The sequence below is a fragment of the Microbacterium sp. 1.5R genome (assembly GCF_001889265.1).
In the GTDB taxonomy this organism is placed as follows: domain Bacteria; phylum Actinomycetota; class Actinomycetes; order Actinomycetales; family Microbacteriaceae; genus Microbacterium.
In genome coordinates this window covers 1,991,930-2,017,096 of the sequence record NZ_CP018151.1, presented here as the reverse complement: position 1 = coordinate 2,017,096, position 25,167 = coordinate 1,991,930, and the positions used below count along the sequence as shown (strand labels likewise).

General features: G+C 68.5%; 24 protein-coding genes and 1 tRNA gene. 13 read left to right on the top strand and 12 right to left on the bottom strand.

Annotated features, from left to right (window positions below; genetic code table 11):
- Positions 1 to 52 precede the first annotated feature (52 nt).
- Positions 53 to 709 (top strand): membrane protein YczE, encoded by a 657-nt coding sequence (yczE, locus tag BMW26_RS09600; protein WP_072591365.1) that lies wholly within the window; start codon positions 53 to 55, stop codon positions 707 to 709.
- A gap of 65 nt (positions 710 to 774) precedes the next feature.
- Here yczE and BMW26_RS09595 read toward each other — a convergent pair whose 3' ends face one another.
- The 6 genes from BMW26_RS09595 to aceE all read right to left on the bottom strand — a co-directional run bounded on the left by BMW26_RS09595 (position 775) and on the right by aceE (position 8,408).
- Positions 775 to 2,013 (bottom strand): beta-ketoacyl-[acyl-carrier-protein] synthase family protein, encoded by a 1,239-nt coding sequence (locus BMW26_RS09595; protein WP_056278865.1) that lies wholly within the window; start codon positions 2,011 to 2,013, stop codon positions 775 to 777.
- Positions 2,014 to 2,103: 90 nt separating this feature from the next.
- Positions 2,104 to 2,352 (bottom strand): acyl carrier protein, encoded by a 249-nt coding sequence (locus BMW26_RS09590; protein ID WP_017202249.1) that lies wholly within the window; start codon positions 2,350 to 2,352, stop codon positions 2,104 to 2,106.
- Positions 2,353 to 2,420: 68 nt separating this feature from the next.
- Entirely contained in the window at positions 2,421 to 3,422 is a 1,002-nt protein-coding gene (locus BMW26_RS09585; protein ID WP_072591364.1) for a beta-ketoacyl-ACP synthase III, read from the bottom strand.
- On the bottom strand, positions 3,419 to 4,339 hold the full coding sequence (locus BMW26_RS09580; RefSeq protein WP_072592302.1) for an ACP S-malonyltransferase: 921 nt from the start codon (positions 4,337 to 4,339) through the stop codon (positions 3,419 to 3,421). The genes BMW26_RS09585 and BMW26_RS09580 overlap by 4 nt, the downstream gene beginning before the upstream one ends.
- Before the next feature lie 105 nt (positions 4,340 to 4,444).
- The gene (locus tag BMW26_RS09575) at positions 4,445 to 5,650 is read right to left on the bottom strand and encodes a PucR family transcriptional regulator (protein ID WP_056278864.1); all 1,206 of its coding nucleotides are present in this window, start codon (positions 5,648 to 5,650) and stop codon (positions 4,445 to 4,447) included.
- 31 nt (positions 5,651 to 5,681) lie between these two features.
- Positions 5,682 to 8,408 (bottom strand): pyruvate dehydrogenase (acetyl-transferring), homodimeric type, encoded by a 2,727-nt coding sequence (gene aceE / locus BMW26_RS09570; protein ID WP_053096386.1) that lies wholly within the window; start codon positions 8,406 to 8,408, stop codon positions 5,682 to 5,684.
- A gap of 153 nt (positions 8,409 to 8,561) precedes the next feature.
- Here aceE and BMW26_RS09565 point away from each other — a divergent pair.
- Positions 8,562 to 8,634: transfer RNA gene (locus BMW26_RS09565), tRNA-Val, on the top strand.
- 192 nt (positions 8,635 to 8,826) lie between these two features.
- Positions 8,827 to 9,261 (top strand): hypothetical protein, encoded by a 435-nt coding sequence (locus tag BMW26_RS09560; RefSeq protein WP_072591363.1) that lies wholly within the window; start codon positions 8,827 to 8,829, stop codon positions 9,259 to 9,261.
- A gap of 55 nt (positions 9,262 to 9,316) precedes the next feature.
- On the opposite strand, the gene BMW26_RS09555 is transcribed toward BMW26_RS09560, so the two are convergent.
- The gene (locus BMW26_RS09555) at positions 9,317 to 10,153 is read right to left on the bottom strand and encodes an alpha/beta fold hydrolase (RefSeq protein ID WP_072591362.1); all 837 of its coding nucleotides are present in this window, start codon (positions 10,151 to 10,153) and stop codon (positions 9,317 to 9,319) included.
- Positions 10,154 to 10,348: 195 nt separating this feature from the next.
- Here BMW26_RS09555 and BMW26_RS09550 point away from each other — a divergent pair, with 195 nt between their 5' ends.
- Positions 10,349 to 11,602, top strand: coding sequence for an MFS transporter (locus tag BMW26_RS09550; protein ID WP_083569344.1), 1,254 nt, complete (start codon positions 10,349 to 10,351; stop codon positions 11,600 to 11,602).
- Positions 11,603 to 11,664: 62 nt separating this feature from the next.
- Entirely contained in the window at positions 11,665 to 13,956 is a 2,292-nt protein-coding gene (locus tag BMW26_RS09545) for a helix-turn-helix domain-containing protein (RefSeq protein WP_157557419.1), read from the top strand.
- A 21-nt stretch (positions 13,957 to 13,977) separates the two neighbouring features.
- Here the strand turns inward: BMW26_RS09545 and BMW26_RS09540 are convergent, their stop codons facing one another.
- Positions 13,978 to 15,048: a PucR family transcriptional regulator gene (locus BMW26_RS09540; RefSeq protein ID WP_072591360.1), complete on the bottom strand. Its 1,071-nt coding sequence runs from the start codon at positions 15,046 to 15,048 to the stop codon at positions 13,978 to 13,980.
- Positions 15,049 to 15,281: 233 nt separating this feature from the next.
- Here BMW26_RS09540 and BMW26_RS09535 point away from each other — a divergent pair, with 233 nt between their 5' ends.
- Genes BMW26_RS09535 through BMW26_RS09525 form a run of 3 tightly spaced genes read left to right on the top strand, consistent with a single transcriptional unit; the run spans position 15,282 to position 18,871 of the window.
- The gene (locus tag BMW26_RS09535) at positions 15,282 to 16,004 is read left to right on the top strand and encodes an alpha/beta hydrolase (protein ID WP_072592301.1); all 723 of its coding nucleotides are present in this window, start codon (positions 15,282 to 15,284) and stop codon (positions 16,002 to 16,004) included.
- Positions 15,997 to 17,670, top strand: a complete 1,674-nt coding sequence (locus BMW26_RS09530; RefSeq protein ID WP_072591359.1) for an MFS transporter — start codon at positions 15,997 to 15,999, stop codon at positions 17,668 to 17,670. The genes BMW26_RS09535 and BMW26_RS09530 overlap by 8 nt, the downstream gene beginning before the upstream one ends.
- Positions 17,660 to 18,871, top strand: coding sequence for a cupin domain-containing protein (locus tag BMW26_RS09525; RefSeq protein WP_072591358.1), 1,212 nt, complete (start codon positions 17,660 to 17,662; stop codon positions 18,869 to 18,871). The genes BMW26_RS09530 and BMW26_RS09525 overlap by 11 nt, the downstream gene beginning before the upstream one ends.
- A gap of 20 nt (positions 18,872 to 18,891) precedes the next feature.
- Here BMW26_RS09525 and BMW26_RS09520 read toward each other — a convergent pair whose 3' ends face one another.
- Entirely contained in the window at positions 18,892 to 20,145 is a 1,254-nt protein-coding gene (locus BMW26_RS09520; RefSeq protein ID WP_198032314.1) for an NAD(P)/FAD-dependent oxidoreductase, read from the bottom strand.
- Positions 20,142 to 20,501 (bottom strand): UBP-type zinc finger domain-containing protein, encoded by a 360-nt coding sequence (locus BMW26_RS09515; protein ID WP_053096379.1) that lies wholly within the window; start codon positions 20,499 to 20,501, stop codon positions 20,142 to 20,144. Before BMW26_RS09515 ends, BMW26_RS09520 begins: the two co-directional genes overlap by 4 nt.
- A 142-nt stretch (positions 20,502 to 20,643) precedes the next feature.
- Between BMW26_RS09515 and BMW26_RS09510 the strand changes: the two genes are divergently transcribed.
- Positions 20,644 to 21,621: a Dyp-type peroxidase gene (locus BMW26_RS09510; protein WP_053096378.1), complete on the top strand. Its 978-nt coding sequence runs from the start codon at positions 20,644 to 20,646 to the stop codon at positions 21,619 to 21,621.
- A 61-nt stretch (positions 21,622 to 21,682) separates the two neighbouring features.
- Entirely contained in the window at positions 21,683 to 22,027 is a 345-nt protein-coding gene (locus BMW26_RS09505; protein ID WP_072591357.1) for a DUF7882 family protein, read from the top strand.
- A 9-nt stretch (positions 22,028 to 22,036) separates the two neighbouring features.
- Here the strand turns inward: BMW26_RS09505 and BMW26_RS09500 are convergent, their stop codons facing one another.
- Together BMW26_RS09500 and BMW26_RS09495 are read right to left on the bottom strand one after the other, a co-directional pair.
- Positions 22,037 to 22,765 (bottom strand): GAF and ANTAR domain-containing protein, encoded by a 729-nt coding sequence (locus tag BMW26_RS09500; RefSeq protein WP_072591356.1) that lies wholly within the window; start codon positions 22,763 to 22,765, stop codon positions 22,037 to 22,039.
- Positions 22,766 to 22,778: 13 nt separating this feature from the next.
- On the bottom strand, positions 22,779 to 23,114 hold the full coding sequence (locus BMW26_RS09495) for a DUF7882 family protein (protein WP_072591355.1): 336 nt from the start codon (positions 23,112 to 23,114) through the stop codon (positions 22,779 to 22,781).
- A gap of 262 nt (positions 23,115 to 23,376) precedes the next feature.
- Here BMW26_RS09495 and BMW26_RS09490 point away from each other — a divergent pair, with 262 nt between their 5' ends.
- The 3 genes from BMW26_RS09490 to BMW26_RS09480 are packed head-to-tail and all read left to right on the top strand — an operon-like array spanning position 23,377 to position 25,113.
- A complete protein-coding gene (locus BMW26_RS09490) occupies positions 23,377 to 24,162 on the top strand; it encodes a hypothetical protein (protein ID WP_072591354.1) in 786 nt (261 codons plus the stop codon).
- On the top strand, positions 24,140 to 24,553 hold the full coding sequence (locus tag BMW26_RS09485; protein WP_072591353.1) for a phage holin family protein: 414 nt from the start codon (positions 24,140 to 24,142) through the stop codon (positions 24,551 to 24,553). Before BMW26_RS09490 ends, BMW26_RS09485 begins: the two co-directional genes overlap by 23 nt.
- Entirely contained in the window at positions 24,550 to 25,113 is a 564-nt protein-coding gene (locus BMW26_RS09480; protein WP_072591352.1) for a DUF3618 domain-containing protein, read from the top strand. The genes BMW26_RS09485 and BMW26_RS09480 overlap by 4 nt, the downstream gene beginning before the upstream one ends.
- The last annotated feature ends 54 nt before the right edge of the window (positions 25,114 to 25,167 follow it).

Sequence of the window (25,167 nt, the reverse complement as noted above, 5' to 3'; positions counted from 1 at the left end):
TCTCGTCGAGTGGACGTCTGGCGCGCATCCCCGGCGGGTGCACGATGGAGGGATGCAGCTCCGCTCCGTCTTCCTCCCCATCGCAGCCACCAGTCGTCGTGACGTCGTCGAGCGCATCGTCCAGCTGCTCGTCGGGCTGTTCCTCTACGGTGTGGCACTCGGTCTGATGGTGCGCGGAGGCATCGGCGTCGCGCCCTGGGATGTCCTCGCTCTCGGCATCGCCGGCAACGCAGGCATCGGCTACGGGGTGGTGACGGTGCTCGTCTCCGTGCTGGTGCTGCTCCTGTGGATCCCCCTGCGGCAGCGCGTCGGTCTCGGCACGCTGCTCAATGCACTGCTCGTCGGACCGAGTGCAGATCTCGCACTCTTCCTCCTCCCCGTGCCCCCGTCGGTGTGGGTGGGTGCCCCGATGTTCGTGGCGGGGCTGCTGCTCCTCGCGTTCGCCACCGGGCTCTACATCGCCGCGGACTTCGGTCCCGGCCCACGCGACGGCCTCATGACGGGTCTCGTCGGGCGAACGGGCTGGCCGGTCTGGCTCGTCCGCACTCTGATCGAGGGCAGCGTGCTGCTGATCGGGTTCCTGCTCGGCGGACCTGTGGGCGTGGGAACCGTGCTCTTCGCGTTCGGAGTGGGGCCGCTGATCGGGTGGTTCCTGCCCTGGACGACGAGGGTGCGGGCGGCTCGCTCACGACAGCTCGCCCGCGCGTAGTCCCACCGCTGTCGACGACAACGGCCCCCGGGATCACCCGGGGGCCGTTCTCTCTTCCACCTCAGTCAGTCGGCGCTTGCGAACACGGCGACGGCGTTGTGCCCGCCGAAGCCGAACGAGTTGCTGATCGCGTAGAGCTGACCGTCGCCGAGGGGCTGCGGTTCACCTGAGAGCTTGAACGGCACAGCCGGGTCGGGCTCGGTCATGTTGATGGTCGGCGGAGCGACGCGGTCCCGCAGGGCGAGCAGCGAGAAGATCGCCTCGAGGGCTCCGGTGCCGCCGAGCAGGTGCCCCGTCGACGCCTTCGTGGCCGACACGGGGATCTCATCGATCCGGTCGCCGAAGACCTTCTTGAGTGCGACGTACTCGTTGGGGTCGCCGACCGGGGTCGACGTCGCGTGGGCGTTGATGTGGGCCACCTGGTCGGCGCTGATGCCGGCCTCGTCGAGAGCCTGGGTGACGGCGCGGGCGGCACCGGTGCCCTCGGGGTCATTGCCCGTGATGTGATAGGCGTCTGCCGTGACGCCACCGCCGAGCACGTAGCCGTAGATCTTGGCGCCGCGCGCCCGGGCGTGCTCCTCGGTCTCGAGGATCAGCGCCGCAGCGCCCTCTCCCATCACGAAGCCGTCACGGTCGATCGCGCCGGGGCGCGAGGCGGTCGCCGGGTCGTCATTGCGCCGCGACAGGGCCTGAGCCGAGGCGAAGGACGCCATCGTGATCGGGTGGATGGCGGATTCGGTGCCACCCGCGATCACGACGTCGGCGAGACCGTCCTGCAGGTGGTGGAAGGCGTGGATGATCGACTCGGTGCTCGATGCGCAGGCACTCACGACGGTCTGCGCGTAGGCGCGAGCCTGGAACTGCAGCGACAGGTTGCCGGCAGCGGCGTTCGGCATCAGCATCGGAACGGTCAGGGGCATCACCCGGCGCGGTCCCTTCTCGCGCAGGGTGTCCCAGGCGTCGAGGAGGGTCCAGAGGCCGCCGATGCCGGTGGCGAAGTCGACACCGAGGCGCTCGGGTGCGACCTCGGGCGAGCCGGCATCCGCCCATGCCTCGCGCGCCGCGATGAGCGCGAACTGCGACGACGGGTCGAGACGCTTCGCCTCGTGGCGGGGAAGGACCTCTTCGGGGCGGACGATCGCCTCAGCGGCGAAGGTCACGGGGAGTTCGTACTGCTGCACCCAGTCGTGCTCGAGAGTGCGGGTGCCGGACTGGCCTGCGAGCAGGTTCGTCCAGTTCTCGGGAGCTGTCCCGCCGATGGCGGACGTGGCGCCGATGCCGGTGACGACGATGCGCTTGGTCATGTGTGGTTCCTTGTCAGGCGGGTCGAGCAGAGGGCGGGCAAGGCGGAGGATGCCACGCCCCGCAGATGCGGGGGTGGCATCCTGCGTGGATTACTCCTGGCCTGCGACGATGAAGTTGACGGCGTCGCCGACGGTCTTGAGGTTCTTGACCTCGTCGTCGGGGATGGTGACGCCGAACTTCTCCTCGGCGTTGACGACGATCGTCATCATCGAGATCGAGTCGATGTCGAGGTCGTCGGTGAACGACTTCTCGAGGGCGACCTCGGAGGCGTTGATGCCGGTCTCGTCGGTGATCAGCTCTGCGAGGCCAGCGAGGACCTCATCGTTGGTGAAAGCCATGTGGTCTTCCTCTTTCTTACGGGTTGTATTCGGAACCGTGGAACAGTCTAGGGAAAGTCGGCACGTTGTCAGGGAAGGACGACGACCTGAGCGGCGAACACGAGACCTGCGCCGAAGCCGATCTGCAGTGCGAGGCCGCCCGAGAGCTCGGGATGCTCGGCCATCAGACGGTGACTCGCGAGCGGGATGGAGGCCGCCGACGTGTTGCCGGTGGTCTCGATGTCGCGGGCGATCACGGTGCTCTCCGGAAGCTTGAGCTGCTTCGCGAACTCGTCGATGATGCGCATGTTCGCCTGGTGCGGGATGAACGCGGCGATGTCCGTCGGCTCGACGCCGGCCCGGTCGAGCGCTTCGCGCGCGACCTTCGCCATCTCCCAGACCGCCCAGCGGAAGACCGTCTGGCCCTCCTGACGAAGGGTGGGCCACGGCACCTCGCCGTCGCGGAACTCGGTGAGCGTCGCATTCATGCCGACAGCGTCGGCCTTCGACCCGTCGGATCCCCACACTGCGGGCGCGATGCCCGGCGTGTCGCTCGGGCCGATGAGCGCGGCTCCGGCACCGTCGCCCAGCAGGAACGAGATGCTGCGGTCGGTCGGATCGACGACGTCGGACAGCTTCTCGGTTCCGATCACGAGCGCGTAGCGGGCGGCGCCGGACCTGATCAGCGCGTCCGCCTGGGTGATCGCGTAGGCATAGCCGGCACAGGCGGCGTTCACGTCGTAGGCCGCGGCGGGGTTCGCACCGACCCGGTCGGCGACGATCGCGGACACCGACGGCGACTGCTTGGGGTTGCTGATGGTGGCGACGATCACGAGGTCGACCTGGTCAGCGGGGATGCCCGACTTCTCGATAGCCTCAGCGCCGGCGATCGCGGCGAGATCGATCGCGTCCGTGCCCTTGTCCGCGCGGACACGCGTGACGATGCCGGTCCGCTGGCGGATCCACTCGTCGCTCGAGTCGATCGGTCCGATGAGGTCCTCGTTCGGCACGGCGTTCTCGCCCCGGGCAGCGCCGAAGGAGTAGATGCGGGTGTAGGCGGGACCGGTGATCTGGTTCAGGGTGGGGCTCATGCGGCTTCTCCGTTCAGCAGCGCGACGGCCGCATCGAGATCATCGGGGGTCTTCACGGCGACGGTCGGCACGCCGCGCAGGCCGCGCTTGGCGAGACCGGTCAGCGCGCCCGCCGGGGCGAGCTCGATCAGGCCGGTGATGCCCTGGTCGGCGAACGAGGCCATGCACAGGTCCCAGCGCACTGGCGAGGAGACCTGGTCGACGAGATAGGTCAACGCCTGCGAACCGTCACTGACGACCGAGCCGTCGCGGTTGGTCCACAGTGTGATGTCGGGATCTGCGGGAGTCACGGTCGACACGGCGTCACGCAGCGCGGCGACGGCCGACCCCATGAACGAGGTGTGGAACGCGCCCGCCACCTGCAGAGGGATGACGCGGGTGCCCTTGACGGGCTCGGTGGCGAGAGCGTCGAGCCCGGCGAGCTCACCGGCCACGACGAGCTGGCCGCCGCCGTTGTAGTTGGCGGGGGAGAGGCCGAGCTCGCTCAGACGGGTGAGGATGGCCTCCTCGTCTCCGCCGAGCACGGCGCTCATGCCGGTCGGAGTCTGGGCGGCGGCATCGGCCATCGCGCGGCCGCGGATGCCGACGAGGCGCATGCCGGTCTCGGCATCGATCACTCCGCTGCCGACGAGTGCGGCGATCTCGCCGACGGAGTGTCCGGCGACGCCGTCTGCTCGGCGTCCCGCGCGAGCGGTGAGTGCGGCGGCGGCGATGAGGGACGCGGCGACGATCAGCGGCTGGGCGATGCGCGTGTCGCGGATCGTGTCAGCATCCGACACCGTTCCGTGCTGCCGGAGGTCGACCTCGGAGGCCTCGGAGTACGAGGCGAGAGTCTCCGTCACGCCGTCCAGCTCGAGCCAGGGGGAGAGGAAACCGGGGGTCTGCGAGCCCTGTCCAGGGCATACGACGACAATCACCACCCCAGTCTGCCAACGATCTGACAGAAGTGGTGGATGATCCATCACAAGATTCCGAAGAACCCTTGTGTGTGGCGTACAGCTGAAGGGCGTCTGGTGCGGCGATCAGCGTGAGGGACGCCGCAGCGGAGGGCGACGTCGCACCTGCTCGGCGGCGCCGATCGAACCGAGGATGAGCGCCGTCTGCAGGATCAGAGCCTCGCGTGGGCCCGTGGCGTCCCAACCGATGACCTCGCTGACGCGCTTCAGGCGATAGCGCACGGTGTTCGGGTGCACGAACAGCTCGCGGGCGGTCGCCTCGAGGGAGCGACCGTTGTCGAGGTAGCTCCACAGCGTCGTCACGAGGTCGGTCGAATGGGCCTGCAGCGGTCGGTAGATGCGCTCGATCAGCGTCTGCTTGGCGAGCGGATCACCGGCGAGGGCGCGCTCGGGAAGCAGGTCGTCGGCGTCGACGGGCCGCGGAGCGCTCCGCCACGCCCGCGCCACGGCGAACCCGGCGAGGGCGGCTCGTGCGCTCTGGCTCGCGTCGACGAGCGCGGCGACCGCGGGGCCGAGCACGACATAACCAGGACCGAAGGAGGGCTCGAGGCGCGTCGCGATCTCTTCGAAGCCGAGTTCCTCCTCTTCGCCCTCCGCGAGCTCCTGGCCTGCGACGCGTGCCCGCCCGATGACGAGAACGAGGCGCGAGCCCTGCACGCCGATCAGCACATCGACCGCGAGCTTGCGTGCCGTGCGACGCACCAGATCGACATCGAACTGCGGGGGAGTCGTGCCCACCAGCACCGCGACCTCGCCGTGTCCGTGCCAGCCCAGCGCGGCGATGCGACTCGGCAGCTCTTCGTCGGCTTCGCCGGTCAGGATCGAGTCGACGACGAGCGCCTCGAGCCTGGCATCCCAGAGGCCGCGGGCCTCAGCAGCGCGGGCGTAGACGTCGGCCGCGGCGAAGGCCACGTCGCGAGAGTAGAGGAGGATCGCCTCGCGGAGATCTGCACCCCGACCCGCGACCCTCTCTTCCGTCACCTCGACGGTGACGCGGATCAACTGGAGGGTCTGCTGCAGGCTGACGCTGCGGAGCAACTCGCGCGGTGCCGCCGCGAAGATGTCGGCGGCGATCCACGGCGTCGACGTCGGGTCCTCGTACCACTGGATGAACGAGGTGATGCCCGCCTGGGCCACCAGCCCGACCGCAGAGCGGCGGGCTGGTGGCATGTCGGCGTACCACGGGAGGGTGTCCTCGAGGCGCTTGATCGTCACCGAGGCGATGTCACCGGAGATCCGGCGCAGCCAGGTGAGCGTGGCGGACTTGTCCATGCCGCGCGAAGAGGAACCCGTCACCGATGACTCAGCTTTCGCCGCCCGCGTTGCCGCTCGTGCCGGCGTTCACATCGAGCAGGCTGTACTTCTGGATGGCCTGCGCGGCGAGAGAGCGGTCGACGACCCCGTCTTCGGCGAGCGACTGCAGCGTGCGGACGACGATCGACGGACCGTCGATCTTGAAGAAGCGACGAGCGGCCGCACGCGTGTCGGAGAAGCCGAATCCGTCGGCACCGAGCGTCGCGAAACGCTGCGGGACCCAGGGACGGATCTGGTCCTGCACGGCGTGCATGTAGTCGCTCACTGCGACGACGGGACCCTCGGCACCCTGCAGCTTCTGCGTGAGGTACGCGGTGCGGGGCTCTTCTTCGGGGTGCAGGAAGTTGTGCTCGTCGGCGGCGAGGCCGTCGCGGCGCAGCTCGGTCCACGAGGTGACCGACCAGACATCGGCGATCACGCCCCAGTCGTTCTTCAGCAGCTCCTGTGCTTCGAGAGCCCAGGGGAGTCCGACGCCCGAGGCGAAGAGCTGGGCACGCGGGCCCTCGCCCTCGCCGACGGAGATGCGGTGGATGCCGCGCACGATGCCGTCGACGTCCACGTTCTCCGGCTCGGCCGGCATCACCATCGGCTCGTTGTAGAGCGTGATGTAGTACATGACGTTCGGGTCTTCGTGGTTGCCGCCGTACATGCGCTCGAGACCGGAGCGCATGATGTGCGCGATCTCATAGCCGTAGGCCGGGTCGTACGAGACCGTCGCCGGGTTGGTGGCGGCGAGCAGGTGCGAGTGGCCGTCGGCGTGCTGCAGGCCTTCACCCGTGAGGGTGGTGCGGCCGGCCGTCGCCCCCATGATGAAGCCGCGCGCCATCTGATCACCGGCGGCCCACTGGGCGTCACCGGTGCGCTGGAAGCCGAACATCGAGTAGAAGAGGTAGATCGGGATCAGCGGCTCGCCGTGCGTGGCGTACGACGTGCCGGCCGCAGTGAACGCCGCGAGGGCGCCCGCCTCGTTGATGCCGACGTGCACGATCTGTCCCTGAGGGCTCTCCTTGTAGGCGAGGAGGAGCTCGCGGTCGACCGAGGTGTAGTGCTGGCCGTTCGGGTTGTAGATCTTCGCCGAGGGGAAGTACGCGTCCATGCCGAACGTGCGGGCCTCGTCCGGGATGATCGGGACGATGCGGTGCCCGAAGTCCTTCGAGCGCAGCAGGTCCTTCAGCAGACGGACGAACGCCATGGTCGTGGCGATCTCCTGCGTGCCGGAGCCCTTCTTCGGAAGCGCATAGGCCGTGTCGTCGGGAAGCGAGAGTCCCACGTGAGTGGAACGGCGCTCGGGCAGGTAGCCGCCGAGAGCCTGGCGACGCTCGAGCATGTACTGGATCGTCTCGTCCTGCGGGCCCGGGTTGTAGTACGGGGGCAGGTAGGGGTTCTCCTCGAGCTGCGCATCCGTGATCGGGATATGCATCGCGTCGCGGAACGTCTTCAGGTTGTCCAGCGTCATCTTCTTCATCTGGTGGGTCGCGTTGCGGCCCTCGAAGTGCGGACCGAGGCCGTAGCCCTTGACGGTCTTCGCGAGGATGACGGTGGGCTTGCCCTTGTGCTCGGTCGCGGCCTTGAACGCGGCGTAGACCTTGCGGTAGTCGTGGCCACCGCGCTTCAGGTTCCAGATGTCGTCGTCGGAGTAGTCCTTGACGAGGGCCGCAGCACGCTCGTCGCGGCCGAAGAAGTGCTCGCGGACGTACGCGCCGGACTCGGCCTTGTAGGTCTGGTAGTCGCCGTCGGGGGTGACGTTCATCAGGTTGAGCAGCGCACCCTCGGTGTCGCGGGCGAGCAGGTCGTCCCATTCGCGACCCCAGACGACCTTGATGACGTTCCAGCCCGCGCCGCGGAAGAACGACTCGAGCTCCTGGACGATCTTCCCGTTGCCGCGCACCGGACCGTCGAGACGCTGGAGGTTGCAGTTGACGATGAACGTCAGGTTGTCGAGCCCCTCGTTGGCTGCGACCTGCAGCTGTCCGCGGCTCTCGACCTCGTCCATCTCACCGTCGCCGAGGAAGGCCCAGACGTGGGACTGCGAGGTGTCCTTGATGCCGCGGTTCTCGAGGTACTTGTTCGACATCGCCTGGTAGATGGCGTTGATCGGACCGAGTCCCATGGAGACGGTGGGGAACTGCCAGTACTCCGGCATCAGACGCGGGTGCGGGTACGACGGGATGCCGTGCGGTGCGTGCGACTTCTCCTGGCGGAAGCCGTCGAGCTGGTCTTCGCTCAGGCGGCCCTCGAGGTACGAGCGCGCGTAGGTGCCGGGGGAGGCGTGGCCCTGGATGAAGATCTGGTCGGCGCCACCGGGGTGGTCTGCGCCCTTGAAGAAGTGGTTGAAGCCGACCTCGTACAGAGCGGCCGACGATGCGTACGTCGAGATGTGGCCGCCGACGCCGATGCCGGGGCGCTGCGCGCGGTGCACGGTGATCGCGGCGTTCCAGCGGATCCACGCACGGTAGCGGCGCTCGATCTCTTCGTCACCCGGGAACTCGGGCTCGTTCTCCGGCGCGATCGTGTTGATGTAGTCGGTGGTCGGGACCATCGGCACGCCCAGGTGCAGCTCCTTCGAGCGCTTGAGCAGGCTGAGCATGATCTCGCGGCCACGACCGTGGCCCTTCGCGTCGACGAGCTCGTCGAGAGACTGCTGCCACTCGCCCGTCTCTTCCGGATCGCTGTCGAGGGGGCCCTGGGAATACGGATCCTGGTCGTGCACAGTCACGGGGAGCCTTTCGTCAAGCTGGCAGGTCATGCCAATGAAACGGGAAGCGACGCGGGCAGCCTTGTCGGCTGTGCACAACGCGTGCCGCCCTCAGCCTATCCCTCTTCCACGACATCAGCGCGCATCGGGTCATCTGTAGACTGGGACGCACCAGGGCCTTTAGCTCAGCTGGTAGAGCGCCACGTTTACACCGTGGATGTCGTCGGTTCGATCCCGGCAGGGCCCACCGCATCGATCACCTGCTGAAGGCGGCCGATCCTCCACCCCGTGTCTCCGACGGGGCGCAGAACTCTACTCCGCAGGGTCGAGAATGGCCAGGGTCGGCTGATTTCTTCCTGCGGCGTCGCGCCGCTCGTAGAGTTCTCCGTGGACTCTGAGCGGCTTGCGGACGTCGAGGCGATGCCGGGAAGGAGGCCACGTGGACATCTGTCGAGAGTGTCGGTTCATCGTGGTCAATCCGGTGGGCCGACTCACCGTCTCGCGTGTGGGACTGCTCTCCGACGCCCGGTTCCCCGGCCGGAGCATCCTGAGCCTCCGCGATCACTACGACGACATCGCCGACGCGCCGGCGGAGATCGCCGAGCTCTTCCTGGTCGACATCCAGTTCGCCTCTCGCATCATCCGCCGAGCGACCGGAGCCGATCGGGTCGATGTCGTGCTCTCCGGAGCTGCAGGGCCGCATGTGCATGCGCACCTGGTCCCGCGCCGCCGAGACCGCGACCCTCGTCCTGACCACGGCCCCGACGAGGACCCGAGGGCGTGCCGGCCGCTCGAGGCGCTTCGTGAAGCGATGGCCGTCGGACTGCTCGCCGCGGCCTTCGACGTGGCCGGGGCCGGTCTCGCCGGGACATAGCGATGGCGCACCCGGACTCTCGGTCCGGATGCGCCATCGTGTGCCGCGTGGGCGGCTACTGCTGGATGAAGGCGAGGATGTCGGGGTTGATCACATCGGCGTGCGTCGTCAGCATGCCGTGGGGGAACCCGGGGTAGATCTTCAGGGTCGAGTCGCTCAGGAGCTCCGCCTGCTTCAGAGCGGCATCCTTGTACGGCACGACCTGGTCGTCGTCGCCCTGGATCACGAGGACCGGAACGGTGATCGCCGTGAGGTCTTCGGTCTGGTCCGTCTCGGAGAAGGCCTTGATCCCCTCGTAGTGAGCGAGGGCGCTGCCCGTCATGCCCTGTCGCCACCAGTTGTCGACCACGGGCTGCGACAGCGTGACACCATCACGGTTGAAGCCGTAGAAGGGCCCGGAGGCGACAGCCTGGAAGAACTCGGCGCGATTCGCGGCGAGTGCCTCGCGGAAGCCGTCGAAGACCGAGATCGGGGTGCCCTCGGGGTTGCTGTCGGTCTGCACCATCAGCGGCGGCACCGACGAGACGAGCACCGCCTTGGCGACGCGGCCCTGCGGCTGTCCGTACTGCGCGACGTAGCGCGCGACCTGGCCGCCGCCCGTCGAGTGCCCGATGTGGATGGCGTTGCGGAGGTCGAGGTGCTCGACGACGGCCGAGGCATCGCTGGCGTAGTGGTCCATGTCATGGCCGGTGCCGATCTGCGACGACCTTCCGTGGCCCCGGCGGTCGCTCGCGATGACGCGGTAGCCCTTGTCGAGGAAGAACAGCATCTGCGCGTCCCAGTCGTCGGACGAGAGCGGCCAGCCGTGGTGGAACATGATGGGCTGCGCGTCGGGGCTGCCCCAGTCCTTGTAGTAGATCTCTGCGCCATCATCCGTGGTCACGAACGCCATGATCAGCCTCCAGGTTTCCGCCGTCCCGAGAGAGATCAGGACGACTGTCGAACGCCCCACGTCAGCTTCGTGGGAGCGCGACCACGCTAACCCGTCCGTCCTCACGGCGCGCTCGACATCTGTCCAGAATCCGTCCCCGCCGTTTTCGACATCTGTCCGGTGCGGCGTCGAGGCCGCATCGATAGCGTCTCGACCATGTCGAACTCCCGGATCTCGCACGGGGCGGGATTCTGGGTGGTCGCCTCCGCCTTCCTGCTCGTGATGGCGTACGCGACCGTGCCGACCCCTCTGTACCCGCTGTACCAGGAGGTCGACGGGTTCCCGGTCTCGGTGATCACCCTGATCTTCGCGGCCTTCGCCGTCGGCGTCGTGCTCAGCCTCTTCCTGCTCGGGCATGTCAGCGACTGGATGGGGCGACGGCGGATGCTGGTGATCGCGATCCTCATCGCGGCTCTCAGCGCCGTCCTGTTCCTCGCATGGCACGAGGTGCCGGGACTGCTCGCCGCGAGGCTGGTGAACGGCGCGAGCGTCGGCATCCTCACCGCCACCGCCACCGCGCATCTGGGTGAGCTGCGGGCCCAGGCGCGCCCCAGCGAGAACGCGATCGTGGCCGCATCCGTGGCGGGTGCCGCCAATCTCGGCGGACTGGCGCTCGGACCGCTGATCGGCGGTCTGTTCGCCGAGTTCCTGCCCGCGCCGCTGGTGCTGCCGCACGCGGTCTTCCTCGTGGTGCTCATCGCGGCCGCCATCGCGGTGTCCGGTGTCCCGGAGACGGTGACACCACCCGGCGAGCCGAGACGGTACAGGCCGCAACGCATCGCCGCACCGCCGCGATCGAGGGCGGCATTCATCGCCGCGGGCTTCGGAGCATTCGCCGGATTCGCCCTGTTCGGCCTGTTCACCTCTCTCGCGCCCACCATCCTCATCAGCACGTTCGGCGAGCATGACCACCTTCTCGCCGGTATCACCGCGTGCTCGGTGTTCGCTGCCGCGGCAACCGGCCAGGTGGCTCTCGCTCGGGTGCCGCTGCGCATCCAGCTGACGGTCGCGGCCGTCTGCTGCGCATGCGGGCTCGTCGCCGTCGCCGCAGGAACGCTGGTGCCGTCGCTCGCGGTGTTCCTCTTCGGAGGCGTCGTCGCAGGCGTCGGCGTCGGGCTGCTGTTCAAGTCGTCGGTCGCGACGGCCGCGGGTCTCGCCGAGCCGGGACGACGGGGGGAGACGCTCGCGCTGGTCTTCCTCATCGCCTACTGCGGCCTCGCGCTTCCGGTGCTCGCGATCGGAGTGATCCTCACGTTCGCATCGCAGACCACGGTGCTCCTCGTCTTCATCTCGATCGTGTCGGTCGCGACCGTCTCGGCGGCGGTCGTCATGCGTCGCGCGCTCGTCGGTCAGGAGCCCGGCGCGAGGGCCGGACGTGCAGTGTCCGGTCCCGACGAAACCGCCCCGTAACCGGCGCGCCATCATCCCGCCGACGAGACCTGCCAAGCTGAGATCAGCGAAAGGCGGACGTCGTGACACAACCCTCACCCTTCGGGCTGATGCTGCGCTCGTTGCGCGTGGGCCAGAACCTGACTCTCGAAGCGCTGGCGTCTCGATCCGGGGTGAGCGTGCGCACGATCGGCGACCTCGAACGCGGAGCGAGCGCCTCGCCGCAACGGCGCACCGTCGATGCGCTCGCCGACGGACTCGGACTCGATGTGGCCGATCAGCATGCGTTCCTCCGCGCTGCGCGTGCCCGGCCCCGTGCCGCCGTCGCGACAGAGCCCGCGGGGGCCATAGCCCCGCACCGGGTGTTCGACTTCTCGGGCCGGCAGGCCGAGATCGATGAAGCACTTCGCATCCTGCACGGCCCTCCGCCCGCAGATCGGCAGCGACCGGCGCTGGTCATCAGCGGCGCGCCGGGAATCGGCAAGACGACCGGCGCCGTCGAGATCCTGTCGCGTGGAGGAGAGGCCGACCGCCGTCCGCTGGTCTTCGTGGGGCTGGACGGCTTCAGCTCGTCTCCGCTGACACCGCTCCAGGTGGTCACCGCCATGCTGCGGCAGCTCCCCGGAGCGGAGCAGAAGCCGCCTGCTGATCTGGCGACGGCGCGAACGGAATGGCGGGCAGCGGTCGCAGAGGCTCCCGTCCAGGTGCTGCTCGACAACGTCGCGAACGAGGCGCAGATCCGTCCGATCCTGTCGATCTGCGCGGGGGATGTCGTGGTCGTGACGTCGCGCCGCAGTCTCGCAGGCCTCGAAGGGGTGCGGCGCCTGCGGCTCGGGCCCCTGCAGCGGGACGAGAGCATCGCGTTCCTCGGTCGTCTCATCCCGCATGACGATGCCTCCGATCTGGATGCGCTGAGTGAGATCGCGGCCCTGTGCGACGACGTGCCCCTCGCGCTTCGAGTGGTCGGCAACCGCATCGCCAGTCGCCCCTCATGGACGGCCGCCGATCTCCTGAGCCGACTGCGCACGTCGGAGGACAGGCTGCGCATGCTCGTCGCCGGTGACCTGGCCGTGGAAGCGGCCATCTCTCTCTCCTACGAGGAGCTGGACCCGCGCACTGCCGCGCTGTTCCGGTGGATCTCGCTCATCGACGGTCGCACCTTCGGGGCCCATCTCGCCGCGGCTGCCGTGCGATCGTCAGATGTGGCCGAGGTGGAGCGACGGCTGGACGACCTCACGGACCTGGGAATGCTCGAGGCGCGTGGTGGCGACCGCTACCGTCTGCACGACCTGATGCGTCTCTTCGGGCTGGGCAAGCTGCGCGATGCTGTCGGATCCGATGAGATCGCACGGCGGCACGCCCATATCCGCGCGTGGCTGCTGGGGAGTCTGGAGCGCGCCGGCGCGTGGTACGAACCGGGAAGGGATGCGAGCGCAGTCTCACGCAACGGCCGCAGCTTCATCGATGCCGAGGCCGCCGCGGTGTGGATCCGCGAGGAGGTCGAGCACTGGTGGCCGGCGTATGCGGAGGCAGCGGAGCTCGGCGAGGACGCGATGGTCTGCGACGTCGCGGATGCGCTGCACTGGTACTCCGACATCTGGATCACGTGGGGACACTGGCATCGATTCTTCTCTCTCGCGGCTGCGGCGGCGAAGAGGCTGGGCGACCCGAGAGCAGAAGCCGCGCAGCTGGGGTACGTCGCGTGGGCGGAGATCGTCGAGGTCGGTGACCGGGCGCACGCGGTACTCACCGGGCATGCCGCGCTGGAGGCGGCCACCCGCGCGGGTGATGCCGCGCAGCAGGGCTGGGCGCACTACTACATCGGGTGGGCGAGCTGGACGCTGGATCGTCTCGTCGAGGCCGACGAGGCGGCCGCGGCCGCCATGGTCGCCTTTCGCGCGGCTCAGGAGACGACAGGGGCGGAGAACGCGCAGGTGCTCTCGTCGATGGTCAAGGCCCGACGCGGCAAGTACCTCGAGTCGATCCCCGAGACGGAGGCGACGCTCGCGCGCGTCCGATCCGCCGAGACCACGGACAGTCTGACCAGCATCGTCACGCAGTTCGCGGCGTGCCTCGACCTCGTCGACGCCTACGTCGCCGTCGGACGACACGAGGACGCGGTCCGAGTCGGCGCGCTGGGCATCGAGATCGCACGATCGCTCAAGGACGACACCCGTGTGCTGCTGATGATGCGCCGGCACATCCGTGCGCTGATCCACGCGGGCGACGGCGACGCTGCGATCGCCGAGGCGGATGAGGCTCTGGCCATGCTGGGGCCGGGGAGCAGCGAGGCGTTCATCTTCGACAGAGTGCGCCGGGAGGTGTCGCTCATCGGCACGTCTCGCGCACCCGGTTCAGAGGGCGATGCAGCGTGATCGTCCGGCGGGGTCCCGCGGTCACAGGCGGCCGGTCGACTCCCAGAGCCTGATGAGCTTCAACGCAAGATGGAGAGTGCTGCGCGCGACGCCGTCGTCGAGCGCCTCTCTGACCACCTCGGGCAGACGCTCGAGCCGGTAGTAGAGCGTAGTCCGATGGACGAACAGGATGCGGCATGCCGCGACGACGTTCGCACCCACGTCGAGATACGTCTCGACGGTCACCCGCTGGCTATCGTCTCGTTGGGAGTAGAGCGCATGCGCGGCGGGCGAGATGATCCGGAGTGCTGCCGGATCGGCTGACGCCGAGGCGAGCAGCCGCCATCCGCCGAGAGCGCTCGAGTCGACCGAGGGGTGGAACTGCGGGAGGGCGGCCGCGAGAGAGGCGGCGATGACGGCCTCATCGGCGGCGCTGCGCAGGTCCGACGCGCCCTGCGCAGGGGACGCGGTGCCGATTCCGAGAATGCGGATGCCGCGTCTCGCCGCCTCGTCGAGGAGGAGGTCGGTGAGGCCGTTGTCGGACGGCTGTCCCACGAGCAGGACGACACCGCGCTCCAGCCCGATGAAATGAGCCGGCACGGGCCGGAGGCGCGTCAGGTGGCGTCCGAAGGCGATGCGGTCGACATCGCTCACCGTCGCATCGATGAGGACGGCTCGAGCGACCGTGCCGGGGCCCGGCCGGAGCCACCGCTGCTGGACGGCGTGCGCGAAGGCGCCGCGACGCACGGACTCGTCGGCGTGCAGCAGATCGACCAGGATCGACTCTCGATCGACACGCGACGAGCCAGGGGCCCTGCGCAGGGCGATACGGGTGAGGGCGACGGCCGCATCGATCGCCTCGAACTCGCTCGCCGTGAGCTGCGGCCCATCTCCGAGGTCGATCTCGATGACGGCGACCGGGACACCGTCGTCATGCACCGGAACGGAGAGGAGCGAGGCGGATGCCTGAGGTGATGCGGACAGCCCGCCGTCGGACGCCGCCGGACCGAACTCGTGCACGACCACTCGGCGGTGCAGGGATGCTGCGAGTTGGAGGGCGATCTCCGACAGCGCCGTCGAGGCTGCGGGGGTCGTCGTATCGCTGATCGTCATGGGTCGCTCCTGTGCGGGGGATGGGCTCACCGTGTCGCTCTGCGTCGATGGATGCGGACGTCACATCCACCGAACTCGAGTACGCCCCATAGAAGCGTCTTCCGAGCAGCCGCACCAGGCGGAAAGCAGGCAGAAGTGAGGAACGACCGTCTTCGACTCCTGTCGCATGGTCGTGAGTCTGACGGTTCATAGATTCGTATTCAGCGGACGAAGGGACACGAGGTGACGCGATGATGAGCAGCAGCACGGTCGTCCTCGTGCACGGAGCCTTCCTCGACGCATCCGGTTGGTGGCCGGTCGTGCTCCGCCTGCTAGACGGCGGACACCGGGTGCTCGCTTCTCCGGTGACCGGCCGCAGCTTCCGCGGCGACTGCGACTACATCCGCACGATCGTCGAGCACGTCGACGGAGAGGTGCTGCTCGTCGGACACGGGTATGGCGCGGCCGTCATCACGGTCGTCGGCGAGGCGGCGAACGTCTCAGGGCTGCTCTTCATCGCGGGCTATGCGCTGGAACGGGGCGAGAGCATCGCCGAGATGCGAGACCTCTTCGCGCCGGCAGAGGCATCCGCGCATCTCGTGGCCACCGTGTTCCCGGGTGAAGACGGCGCACGGCGAACGGAGCTGACCGTCGCACCCGACCAGTTCGCGCGCCTTCTCGCGCAGGGCCTTCCCGCCGACGAATCGGGAGTCCTCGCGGTCTCACAGCGCCCGATCTCCGACTCCGTGTTCGCCGAGCGGGCGTCCGGCGCGGGCTGGAGCGTGACGCCGAGCTGGGGCGTCGTGGCGACTCACGACCGTCTCATCAGCCCGCACCTCCAGCGCTTCGGATATCGGCGAGCGGGATGTCGAGCGGTGAGGGAGCTGGACGCACCGCACCTGGTCACGCAGACGCACGCCGCGGAGATCGTGCGGTTCATCGACAGCATCCTCGACGAGATCGAGACCCGTGGCTGAGCAGCAGGGGAGTGCTGTCGACACCCGCCCCGGTTGGACGGCGGGGTTCGCGCCGCTCGCCGTCCCGATCTTCCGCCTGGTGTGGCTGGCATCGATCGTCAGCAACATCGGCAGCTGGATGCAGACCGTCGGCGCTCAATGGCTCCTGGTGCAGGACGACAGCTCGCCGCTGCTCGTCGCGCTCGTGCAGACGGCATCGGCAGCGCCCGTGCTCCTGTTCGCGATCCCGGCCGGCGTCATCGGCGAGTTCCTCAACCGTCGGCGCGTCCTTCTCTGGTCGCAGACGGTCCAACTCGCCGTCGTGCTGGGTCTCACGTATCTGACCGCGGTCGGCCAGACGACCACGACCATCCTGCTGGCGTCGACGTTCGTGCTGGGGACGGTCTCGGCCATCCAGCTGCCGGCATTCCAGGCACTCGTGCCGGACATCGTGCCACCGAAGCTCCTGATCGATGCGGCGAGCCTCTCCTCGATCGGCGTGAACATCGCCCGCGCGGTGGGACCGGCGATCGCCGGCCTCGTGGTCGCCCAGTTCGGCGTCGCGGCGGTCTTCCTGCTCAATGCGCTCTCCTTCCTGGTGTTCCTGGGCGTGCTGCTCTTCTGGAAGACCTACAGTCCGCCGGTGGCTCGGCCCGAGCCCTTCGTCGATGCGACGCGGGCCGGCATCCGCTACATCCGCCACTCGCGGATCGTCCGCCGCATCCTGCTGCGGCTCGCCGTCTTCCTGATACCGGCGAACGCGCTCTGGGCGCTGCTGCCGACCATCGCCAAGAACTCGCTCGGGTTCTCTGCGAGTGGCTACGGCCTTCTGCTGGCAGCGCTGGGAGCAGGATCGATCGTCGGTGCGTTCGTGCTTCCGTGGGCGCGGCGCGTCGCAGCGGTCAACGGTGTGGTGCTGACCTCGTCCGTGGTCTTCGGGGCGGGACTCGTGGTCCTCGTGACCTCGCCGACCCTGTGGATCACCTTTCCGGCGCTCGTGGCGACCGGTCTCGCCTGGATCGGGGTGATCGCGACCATCAACGGCACGGTGCAGGCGTTCCTGCCCGTCTGGGTGCGTACGCGCGGCCTGTCGTTCTACCAGCTCGTCCTCTTCGGCTGCACGGCCGCCGGGTCTGCGGGCGCGGGCGTGCTCGCGTCCGTGTGGGATCCCGGGCTCGTGGTCATCGGGGCCGGGATCCTCTGCGGCCTGGGCGGACTCTCCCTGCTCGTGTGGCCCATGCCGGCGACGAGCGGCATCGGCCGCGGCATCGTGGAGGTGCCGGGGGTCGAGGACCGGCCCCGCCCGGACGGTGCTGACGACGCGCCCGTTCTGGTGGTCATCCGGTATCGCATTCCGGTCGAGCGGAGACAGGAGCTCCTCGACACGATGACCGGCGTGCAGCAGACCCGTCTGCGGACGGGGGCGCGGGCGTGGCAGGTGTACGTCGACGCCGACGACCCGGGGTCGGTCATCGAGGCGTACTCCGTCGGCTCGTGGCGCGAGCACGTGAGTCAACACGAAGGTCGCACCACCGAGTTCGACGCCCAGCAGATCGCCCGTGCGCGCGCGATGAGCACCCAGGAGCTCGAGGTGACGCACCTGCTCGCCATCCCCCTGCCTCACCACCGCGGCGTCGAGAAGCGCCGCACCCGCGACAAGAGACGGAGCATCCCGCATGGAACGTGACGACAACCCCACCACTCACCCCGAGATCCCGTCGCTGGGCGACCCCGATCTGCCGCAGGAGGGGGAGGTGAACATCGCCGACCGCCCGCAGAGCAACACGATGACCGGTCCGCAGAACGAGGTCATCGAGTCGCAGTTCCCGAACCAGATGCACGCGCCCGCGACAGACATCAGCACGCAGCCGTTCTTCTGGTCCTCGTTCAACATCTCACCCCGCCGGGTGCAGCGCGGCGGCTGGGCGCGGGAGCTCACGAAGCAGGACTTCCACATCTCCGACGAGATCGCCGGGGTCAACATGTACCTCGAGCCCGGCGGCATCCGCGAGCTGCACTGGCACCAGACAGCCGAATGGGCCGTGATGACGCGCGGCAAGGCGCGGGTGACGACTCTCAGCCGGTCGGGTCTGCCCGCGGTGGAGGATGTCGAGGAGGGCGACCTGTGGTTCTTCCCGGCGGGCACCCCGCACTCCCTGCAGGGTCTCGGGCCGGACGGGGCGGAGTTCGTGCTCGCCTTCGATGACGGCGACCAGTCCGAGTCGAACACGCTGCTGCTGACCGACTGGTTCGCGCACACCCCTCCCGAGGTGCTCGCGAAGAACTTCGGCGTCGCCCAGGAGGTCTTCTCCGACATCCCGCTGCACAACCTCTGGATCTTCCCCGGCGAAGAACCACCCGCGCTCGACATCGACCAGGCCGCCGCGGGCGTGGAATGGGGCATGGAGCCCGTCATCTTCCGGCTGTCGCGCTCGAAGCCGCTGTATGAGAACTCCGGCGGATCCATCCAGATCGCCGACTCCACCAACTACGCCTACTCCAGCACCGTCGCTGCAGCCCTCGTGACGGTCGAGCCGGGGTCGATGCGCGAGCTGCACTGGCACCCGAACGCCGACGAATGGCAGTACTACCTGCGCGGCTCCGCCCGCATGACCGTGTTCAACACCGGCCCCCATGCGAACACGACCGACTTCCGCGCCGGTGACGTGGGCGTGGTCAGGAAGAATCTCGGCCATTACATCGAGAACACCGGTGACGACGTGCTGCAGTTCCTCGAGGTGTTCCGCACCGACAAGTACGAGGAGATCTCGCTCGCGAACTGGCTCTCCCACGTGCCCCCGCAGCTCGTCTCCGCACACCTGAACATCGACCCCGCGGTGCTGGCGACGTTCCCCCGCGGCGCACAGGGCATCACACCACTGCGCTGATCAGCGCCCTCCGAGCGCGATCAGCGTTGAGCGCCTTCGGCGAGGTATCGGTGGATGAGGGTGACGGCCATCGCGCCCTCGCCGACGGCGGATGCGACGCGCTTGACGGAGTTCGCACGGACGTCGCCGGCCGCGAAGATCCCGGGCACGGATGTCTCGAGGTAGTAGGGCGAGCGATCCAGCGGCCACTTCTGCAGGTCGTCGGAGGAGAGGTCCACGCCGGTGAGCAGGAACCCGCGACTGTCGAGCTGCACATCCGTCGTCGCCGCCCACTCGGTGTTGGGAGCCCCGCCGATGCAGACGAACAGGTGGGTCGCGGGCACGCGTGTGGTCCTGCCCGCCTGGTCGAGGGTGATCTCCCGCAGATGCTCGTCTCCGTCGACCGCGACGACGCGGGAGTGGACGAGGATGGTGACGTTGCTCTGCGCGGCGAGCCGGTCGAGCAGATAGGCCGACATGGTCGACGAGAGCGAGGGGCCGCGGACGACGACAGTGACGTGCGCCGCGTGGGCCGCGAGGTTCATGGCCGCCTGTCCTGCGGAGTTGGCGCCGCCGACGACGTACACGTGCTGACCGATGCAGGCGGAGGCTTCGCTGGTGCCCGCGCCGTAGTAGATGCCGGCACCGCGGAAGCCCTGCTCGCCGTCGAGGCCGAGTCTGCGCCACTGCACGCCGGTGGCGCAGAGCGCCGCGCGTGCATGGATCTCCGACCCGTCGGCGAGCCGAGCCCGCACGTCGTGGTCCCTGAACGTGCGGGCGATGCCGTACCTCATGACGATGAGTTCGGCGCCGAAGGAGAGCGCCTGCCGGCGGGCGCGCTCGGCGAGCTCCGCCCCGGAGATCCCCCCGGGGAAACCGAGGTAGTTCTCGATGAGGCTGCTGAAACCGGCCTGCCCGCCGACGGCGTCGCGCTCTACGACGGCGACGCTGAGACCCTCGGATGCCGCGTAGACGGCGGCCGAGAGTCCGGCGGGTCCTGCTCCGTAGATGATGAGGTCGTACGTCGACTGCGCCGGAGGCTTCACCCAGCCGAGAGCCGCAGCGACCTGCTCGGGATTCGGGTCCTCCAACACGGCGCCTTCGGGAAGGACGACCAGCGGTAGCCGCCTGCCGGTCAGGTCGATTCCTGCCGCCGCGGCGGCACCTCGGGGAACCATGATCGGCAGGAACGGAACCTCGCTGCGGGTCAGATAGTCGCGCAACGCGAAAGCCTGCGGCCCGTCGGCGTCGGCGATGAGACGCAGGGGCGACCGCTGGTCGGGTGCCTCGGTCACGCGTCGCCTGCGAGCTGCTCCTGCCAGTCCGCAGGCACGCGCTCAGCCGGGCCGGGGGTGGTCTGCGACCGCGGATGGCTGTGCGGGGGAGCGAGGACGGGACCGTCGAAGGCTGTCTCGGTGCCGAAGTCCCAGAACCAGTCCTCACCGGGCTCGAAGCTCTGGATCACTCGATGGCCGCTCGTGTGCGCGTGCTTCGTCGCATGCTTGTGCAAGGAGTCGTCGCAGCATCCGATGTGCCCGCAGTAGGCGCACCGGCGCAGATGCAGCCACCACGAGCCGATCGCCTCGCAGTCCAGACACCCCGGGCCGGAGGGGGGAACGTCCGCCCGGATGAAGTCGCTGACGTCGCTCATGGGTGCATCTCCTGTCGTCGGTATGCCGTCGGGGTCATGATGTCGGGATTCCGTGTCGTACTCAAGGGTGCCCGCGGGAGTCCTCATGTTCCTTCGACACCCGTCGAAGCCGTGCTCGTCGACATCCTCTAGGTTCGGGGAGGTGAGCACCTCTTCCTCCCGCCGGGTCCCGATCGAATCGCAGAAGGTCGATGCGCCGCTGACGTCCAGCGCGACGTTCCTCGTGTTGCAGATCGCTGACGGAGCGGATGCCGCGTCGACCGCGCGCGACGCGATCGCCGGTATCGACGACCTCGTGAAGAACGTCGGATTCCGTGATCTCGACGCGATGCTGTCGTGCACGGTCGGCATCGGAGCCGCGGCATGGCCGCGCCTCACCGCGCGCCGGGTTCCGGCGGAGCTGCACCCCTTCGCACCGGTCGTCGGCCCGGTGCACACCGCGCCGGGCACGCCCGGGGATCTCCTCTTCCATATCCGTGCGAACCGCCAGGATCTCGTGTTCGAGTTCGAGCGCCAGTTGCTCGACGTGCTGGGCGACGCCGTGACCGTGGTCGACGAGACCTCGGGATTCCGGTATTTCGACGTGCGCGACCTGCTCGGCTTCGTCGACGGGACCGCGAACCCGGTGGGGAACGCCGTCGCCGAGTCGACGCTGGTGGGCGCAGAGGACGGTGATCACGTCGGGGGCAGCTACGTCGTCGTCCAGCGATATCTGCACGACCTCGGTCAGTGGCAGGCGCTGACGACCGAGCAGCAGGAGGCCGTGATCGGCCGCAAGAAGGCCGACAATGTCGAGCTCGACGATGCGGCCGTCGGGCAGAAGTCCCACAAGACCCTCGCCACGATCGTGGTCGACGGTGTCGAGCACGACATCCTTCGTGACAACATGCCTTTCGGCAGCCCGGGCTCGTCGTCCTTCGGCACCTACTTCATCGGATACTCGCGCTACCTGTGGGTCATCGAGAAGATGCTCGAGAACATGTTCATCGGTGACCCGCCCGGCGCCTACGACCGACTCCTTGACTTCTCCCGCGCCACGACCGGCAGCACCTTCTTCGCGCCGTCCGCGGACTTCCTCAGCGGGCTCGCCGACGAGCCGATGCCCGTGCAGCGCATCTGACGGCAGACGAGCGGACAAGAGTCACCTCCCATCGCGCGCCGCACGCGCGTAGCGTTGATATATGGGAAGACTCTTCTACGGAGCCGCTCAGCCGCCGATCCTCATCGAGGACCGAGCGTTGGCTCACCTCAAGATCGTCGTCACGACGAAGCTGCGCCGCAACGAGAGCTTCACCCTGTCGTGGATCCACAAGGACGGCGAGGCCCCCGGTCGATCGACCATCTGGCTGCATCCATCGATCCCGCTGCGCTTCGTGTTCGACGAGACGGAGGCGCCGACGCTGAACCGTCGGTGGATCGAGGAGCTCTCTCAGACGCTCAGCAGCACGGGCGGCGTCTGCCTGACTGCGGAGATCATCGATCCCACCGAAGGCGGGGAATCGGAACGCGCAGGCGGAGGGCGGTGACCGACTCGCTCACAGGGTGAGGCGGCGGTCGACGATCTGCTGCGCGACATCGTGCAGTCGCCCACCGACAGAGCGCGCGTGTCGTCGAAGGATGGTGAAGGCATCGTCGGTGGTGACGCTGCGCTGAAACGACAGCGCGCCCTTCGCCTGCTCGATCACGATCCTGCTGTCGAGCGCGTGCTGAAGCTGCGCGGTGCGGTCGGCGTGCGCGCGGAGCGTGCGATGCTGCACCAGACCGATCGTGGCGAACTCGCCGAGTGCCTGAGCGACGGCCGCATCCTGGTCGGTGAGCACGCCGACCCTGTCGAAGAAGAGGTTCAGCGCACCGAGGTGCTGATCGCGAAGCGAGAGCGGCACCGCGTAGCCGGCGCGAAGGCCGCGTCGCACCGCGAGAGGAGCGAACTCGGGCCAGCGATCGGCGCTCGCCTGCAGATCAGGTGTCTCGACCACGCGCCCGGACCGGAAGCTGTCGAGGCAGGGGCCCTGCTCGATGCCGAGCTCTGCCTCCTCCACATCGCTCGCGCGCTCACTCGTCGAGCCCAGCACGTGGAGTTGTCCTCCGGCATCGGCCAGGACGATGCCGGCGTCGACCGCAGGGGTGAAGTGCGTCGCGGCGTCGACGAGGAGGTCCACGGTGTCGATGACGTCATAGTCCGGATCCAGAGCGTCAGCCAGGCGGCGGAAGACAGCGGTCAGGTCGTTCGGCGAGTGCGGGTCGCGGATCACATCGAACGGCATTCGGATGCGATCCTCAACTCACGCCCACGGCATGGCCCTGCTCTGCGCCCACGTTCTCGGGTTCGTGAACCAGATACAGTCCGGACGGCGCATTCGCGGTGAACGCGAGTGCGTCGATCCAGTGCCGATTGAGCTCGGGGACTTTGCCCCCGCTGTACTTGAAGACGAGGTTGCAGCCGGGGTGCATCCAGACCGAGCTCCGACCGCCGCCGATGCTGGCGTCCTCCCTCCAGGTGAAGAGGAACGGCTCGCCGCGGCGCAGCTTCGTCGTCATCACGACCTGCAGATGATGGAGCGCGCGGTCGTCGATCTCCACCTTCTGATTTCCCTCGTACACGAACTTGCCCATGATGGGACGTCCCTTCGTAGATCTCCTTCTGTGCCCAGACCTACAGGGGTGGGGTGCCCCCCGCAAGGCCCTTGCAGACCGATCGAGAGTGTTCCTGCGCCGTTCGCAGGAGTTTCGGTCGGACGCCTTTTACACCCGAGACCTCGATTTCGGCAAGGGTGCTGGAACGGCTTTCTCACCCCGTTAGACCAGTGCTCACCAATCCAGCGGATCGGTCGACGAAGTCGTTCGATCCGAGACGACCCCGCACGAAGGAGCACTGATGTCGGACACTTATGGCACGACGAGCCTGGGCGGCTCGGACGCGCATCACGAGCAGGATTCAGGGAAGGCGGAGGCTGCCAAGAACGAGGCGGCCGGTCTTGCCGACACGGCCGGCGCTCAGGCGAAGGACGTGATGGGCACCGCCAAGGAAGAGGCGGCGAGCGTCGTCGGCGAGGCCAAGACGCAGGCGAAGGACCTGTACGCGCAGACCACCCGTGAGCTGAAGGAGCAGGCGCACACGCAGCAGCAGCGCCTCGCCGGTGGGCTTCGGTCGGTCAGCGACGAACTCGGTTCGATGGCTGCGAACTCGGAGGGCAGCGGTGTCGCGAGCGATCTGGTGCAGCAGGTCGCCGGGCGGCTGTCGGGCGCGGCGAGCTGGCTCGGGGACCGGGATCCGGCCTCCGTGCTCACGGAGGTGAAGCGGTATGCGAGACGCAAGCCCGGAACCTTCATCCTCGGGGCGGCGATCGTCGGCGTCGCCGTCGGCAGGCTCAGCCGAGCGCTGGCATCGAACGCCTCGGCAGATGACACGCATACATCTCCACGGCCGGTGACGCCGCCCCGTGAGGTCCACCCGGACCCGGCCGTACCGGTGCCGGTCGGCTCTCCCGCGGGCGGTGCCGCCGACAGCGGCGGGGCGACGGCTGCAGACCTCACCGGCGCTCCGACACGCACGGAGACAGAAGGTCTCACACCTCCGACCCGTCGCGGCGGCGCACAGACCGCCTGGACCGGATCGGGCGCACTCGGGGAGGGTGGCGATGAGCGACCCCACACCCTCTGAGACGAAGGCCGCGTCGAACTCGCTCGGCGATCTGCTGGGTGAGGTCTCGCGAGACCTGTCGACGCTGATGCGTCAGGAGCTCGCACTCGCTCGCGCGGAGCTGCGGGAGACCGCGACGAAGTCCGCGAAGGGCGCGGGCATCATGGGTGCCGCCGGCTATGCGGCGCTGATGGCGGTGTTCTTCCTGTCCGTCGCACTGTGGTGGGCGGTGGGCTCGCTCATGGGGCGCGGCTGGTCGGGCGTCGTCGTGGCCGTGATCTGGGCGATCGTCGCGCTGATCCTGTTCGTGGTCGGCCGAAGCCAGCTGAAGCAGGTCGAGGGCATGCCGCAGACCGTCGACACGGTCAAGGAGATTCCGGAAGCACTGAAGAGAAATGAGGAGAACCGATGAGTGATTCACCCGACGAGATCCGCGCGAACATCGAGCGGACGCGACAGGAGCTGGGGTCGGATGTCGACGCGCTCGCCGACAAGGTGACGCCGTCGAAGATCGTGGACCGGCAGATGGGGAAAGTGCGCGGTGCTTTCACCTCGGTGCGCGAGCGCGTCATGGGGTCGGCGGACGATGCGGGATCCACGCTCTCGGACGCCGGTGACCGCGTGACCGAGGTCAAGGACCGCGCCATCGCGAAAGCCGAGGGCAGTCCGCTCGCGGTCGGCCTGATGGCCTTCGGGGCGGGGCTGCTGATCGCATCGCTCGTTCCGGCGTCGTCGAAGGAGCAGCAGCTCGCGAAGACGGTCAAGGACCAGGCCCAGCCGCTCCTCGATGAGGTCACGGACGTGGCCAAGGAGGTCGGCGAGCATCTGAAGGAACCGGCACAGGCGTCGGTCGAGTCCGTGAGGGAAACGGCGCAGGAATCCGTGGCTGTCGTGAAGGACGAAGCGCAGACCGCGGCCGGTGAAGTGACCGATCAGGCGCAGCAGTCGCGCGAGAACATCGCGGGCAGCTGACCGCCATCGACCGGACGGCCCGTCGCACGCGAGTAGGCGACGGGTCCGTCCGTC

Coding starts and splice junctions, on each gene's coding strand:
- BMW26_RS09505 (WP_072591357.1), top strand. CDS start 21,683: ATGGGAAGACTCTTCTACGGAGCCGCTCAGCCGCCGATCCTCATCGAG.
- BMW26_RS09590 (WP_017202249.1), bottom strand. CDS start 2,352: ATGGCTTTCACCAACGATGAGGTCCTCGCTGGCCTCGCAGAGCTGATC.
- BMW26_RS09535 (WP_072592301.1), top strand. CDS start 15,282: ATGAGCAGCAGCACGGTCGTCCTCGTGCACGGAGCCTTCCTCGACGCA.
- BMW26_RS09595 (WP_056278865.1), bottom strand. CDS start 2,013: ATGACCAAGCGCATCGTCGTCACCGGCATCGGCGCCACGTCCGCCATC.
- BMW26_RS09585 (WP_072591364.1), bottom strand. CDS start 3,422: ATGAGCCCCACCCTGAACCAGATCACCGGTCCCGCCTACACCCGCATC.
- BMW26_RS09540 (WP_072591360.1), bottom strand. CDS start 15,048: ATGACGATCAGCGATACGACGACCCCCGCAGCCTCGACGGCGCTGTCG.
- yczE (WP_072591365.1), top strand. CDS start 53: ATGCAGCTCCGCTCCGTCTTCCTCCCCATCGCAGCCACCAGTCGTCGT.
- BMW26_RS09495 (WP_072591355.1), bottom strand. CDS start 23,114: ATGGGCAAGTTCGTGTACGAGGGAAATCAGAAGGTGGAGATCGACGAC.
- BMW26_RS09490 (WP_072591354.1), top strand. CDS start 23,377: ATGTCGGACACTTATGGCACGACGAGCCTGGGCGGCTCGGACGCGCAT.
- BMW26_RS09515 (WP_053096379.1), bottom strand. CDS start 20,501: ATGAGCGACGTCAGCGACTTCATCCGGGCGGACGTTCCCCCCTCCGGC.
- BMW26_RS09550 (WP_083569344.1), top strand. CDS start 10,349: ATGTCGAACTCCCGGATCTCGCACGGGGCGGGATTCTGGGTGGTCGCC.
- BMW26_RS09555 (WP_072591362.1), bottom strand. CDS start 10,153: ATGGCGTTCGTGACCACGGATGATGGCGCAGAGATCTACTACAAGGAC.
- BMW26_RS09485 (WP_072591353.1), top strand. CDS start 24,140: ATGAGCGACCCCACACCCTCTGAGACGAAGGCCGCGTCGAACTCGCTC.
- BMW26_RS09480 (WP_072591352.1), top strand. CDS start 24,550: ATGAGTGATTCACCCGACGAGATCCGCGCGAACATCGAGCGGACGCGA.
- BMW26_RS09500 (WP_072591356.1), bottom strand. CDS start 22,765: ATGCCGTTCGATGTGATCCGCGACCCGCACTCGCCGAACGACCTGACC.
- BMW26_RS09575 (WP_056278864.1), bottom strand. CDS start 5,650: ATGGACAAGTCCGCCACGCTCACCTGGCTGCGCCGGATCTCCGGTGAC.
- BMW26_RS09525 (WP_072591358.1), top strand. CDS start 17,660: ATGGAACGTGACGACAACCCCACCACTCACCCCGAGATCCCGTCGCTG.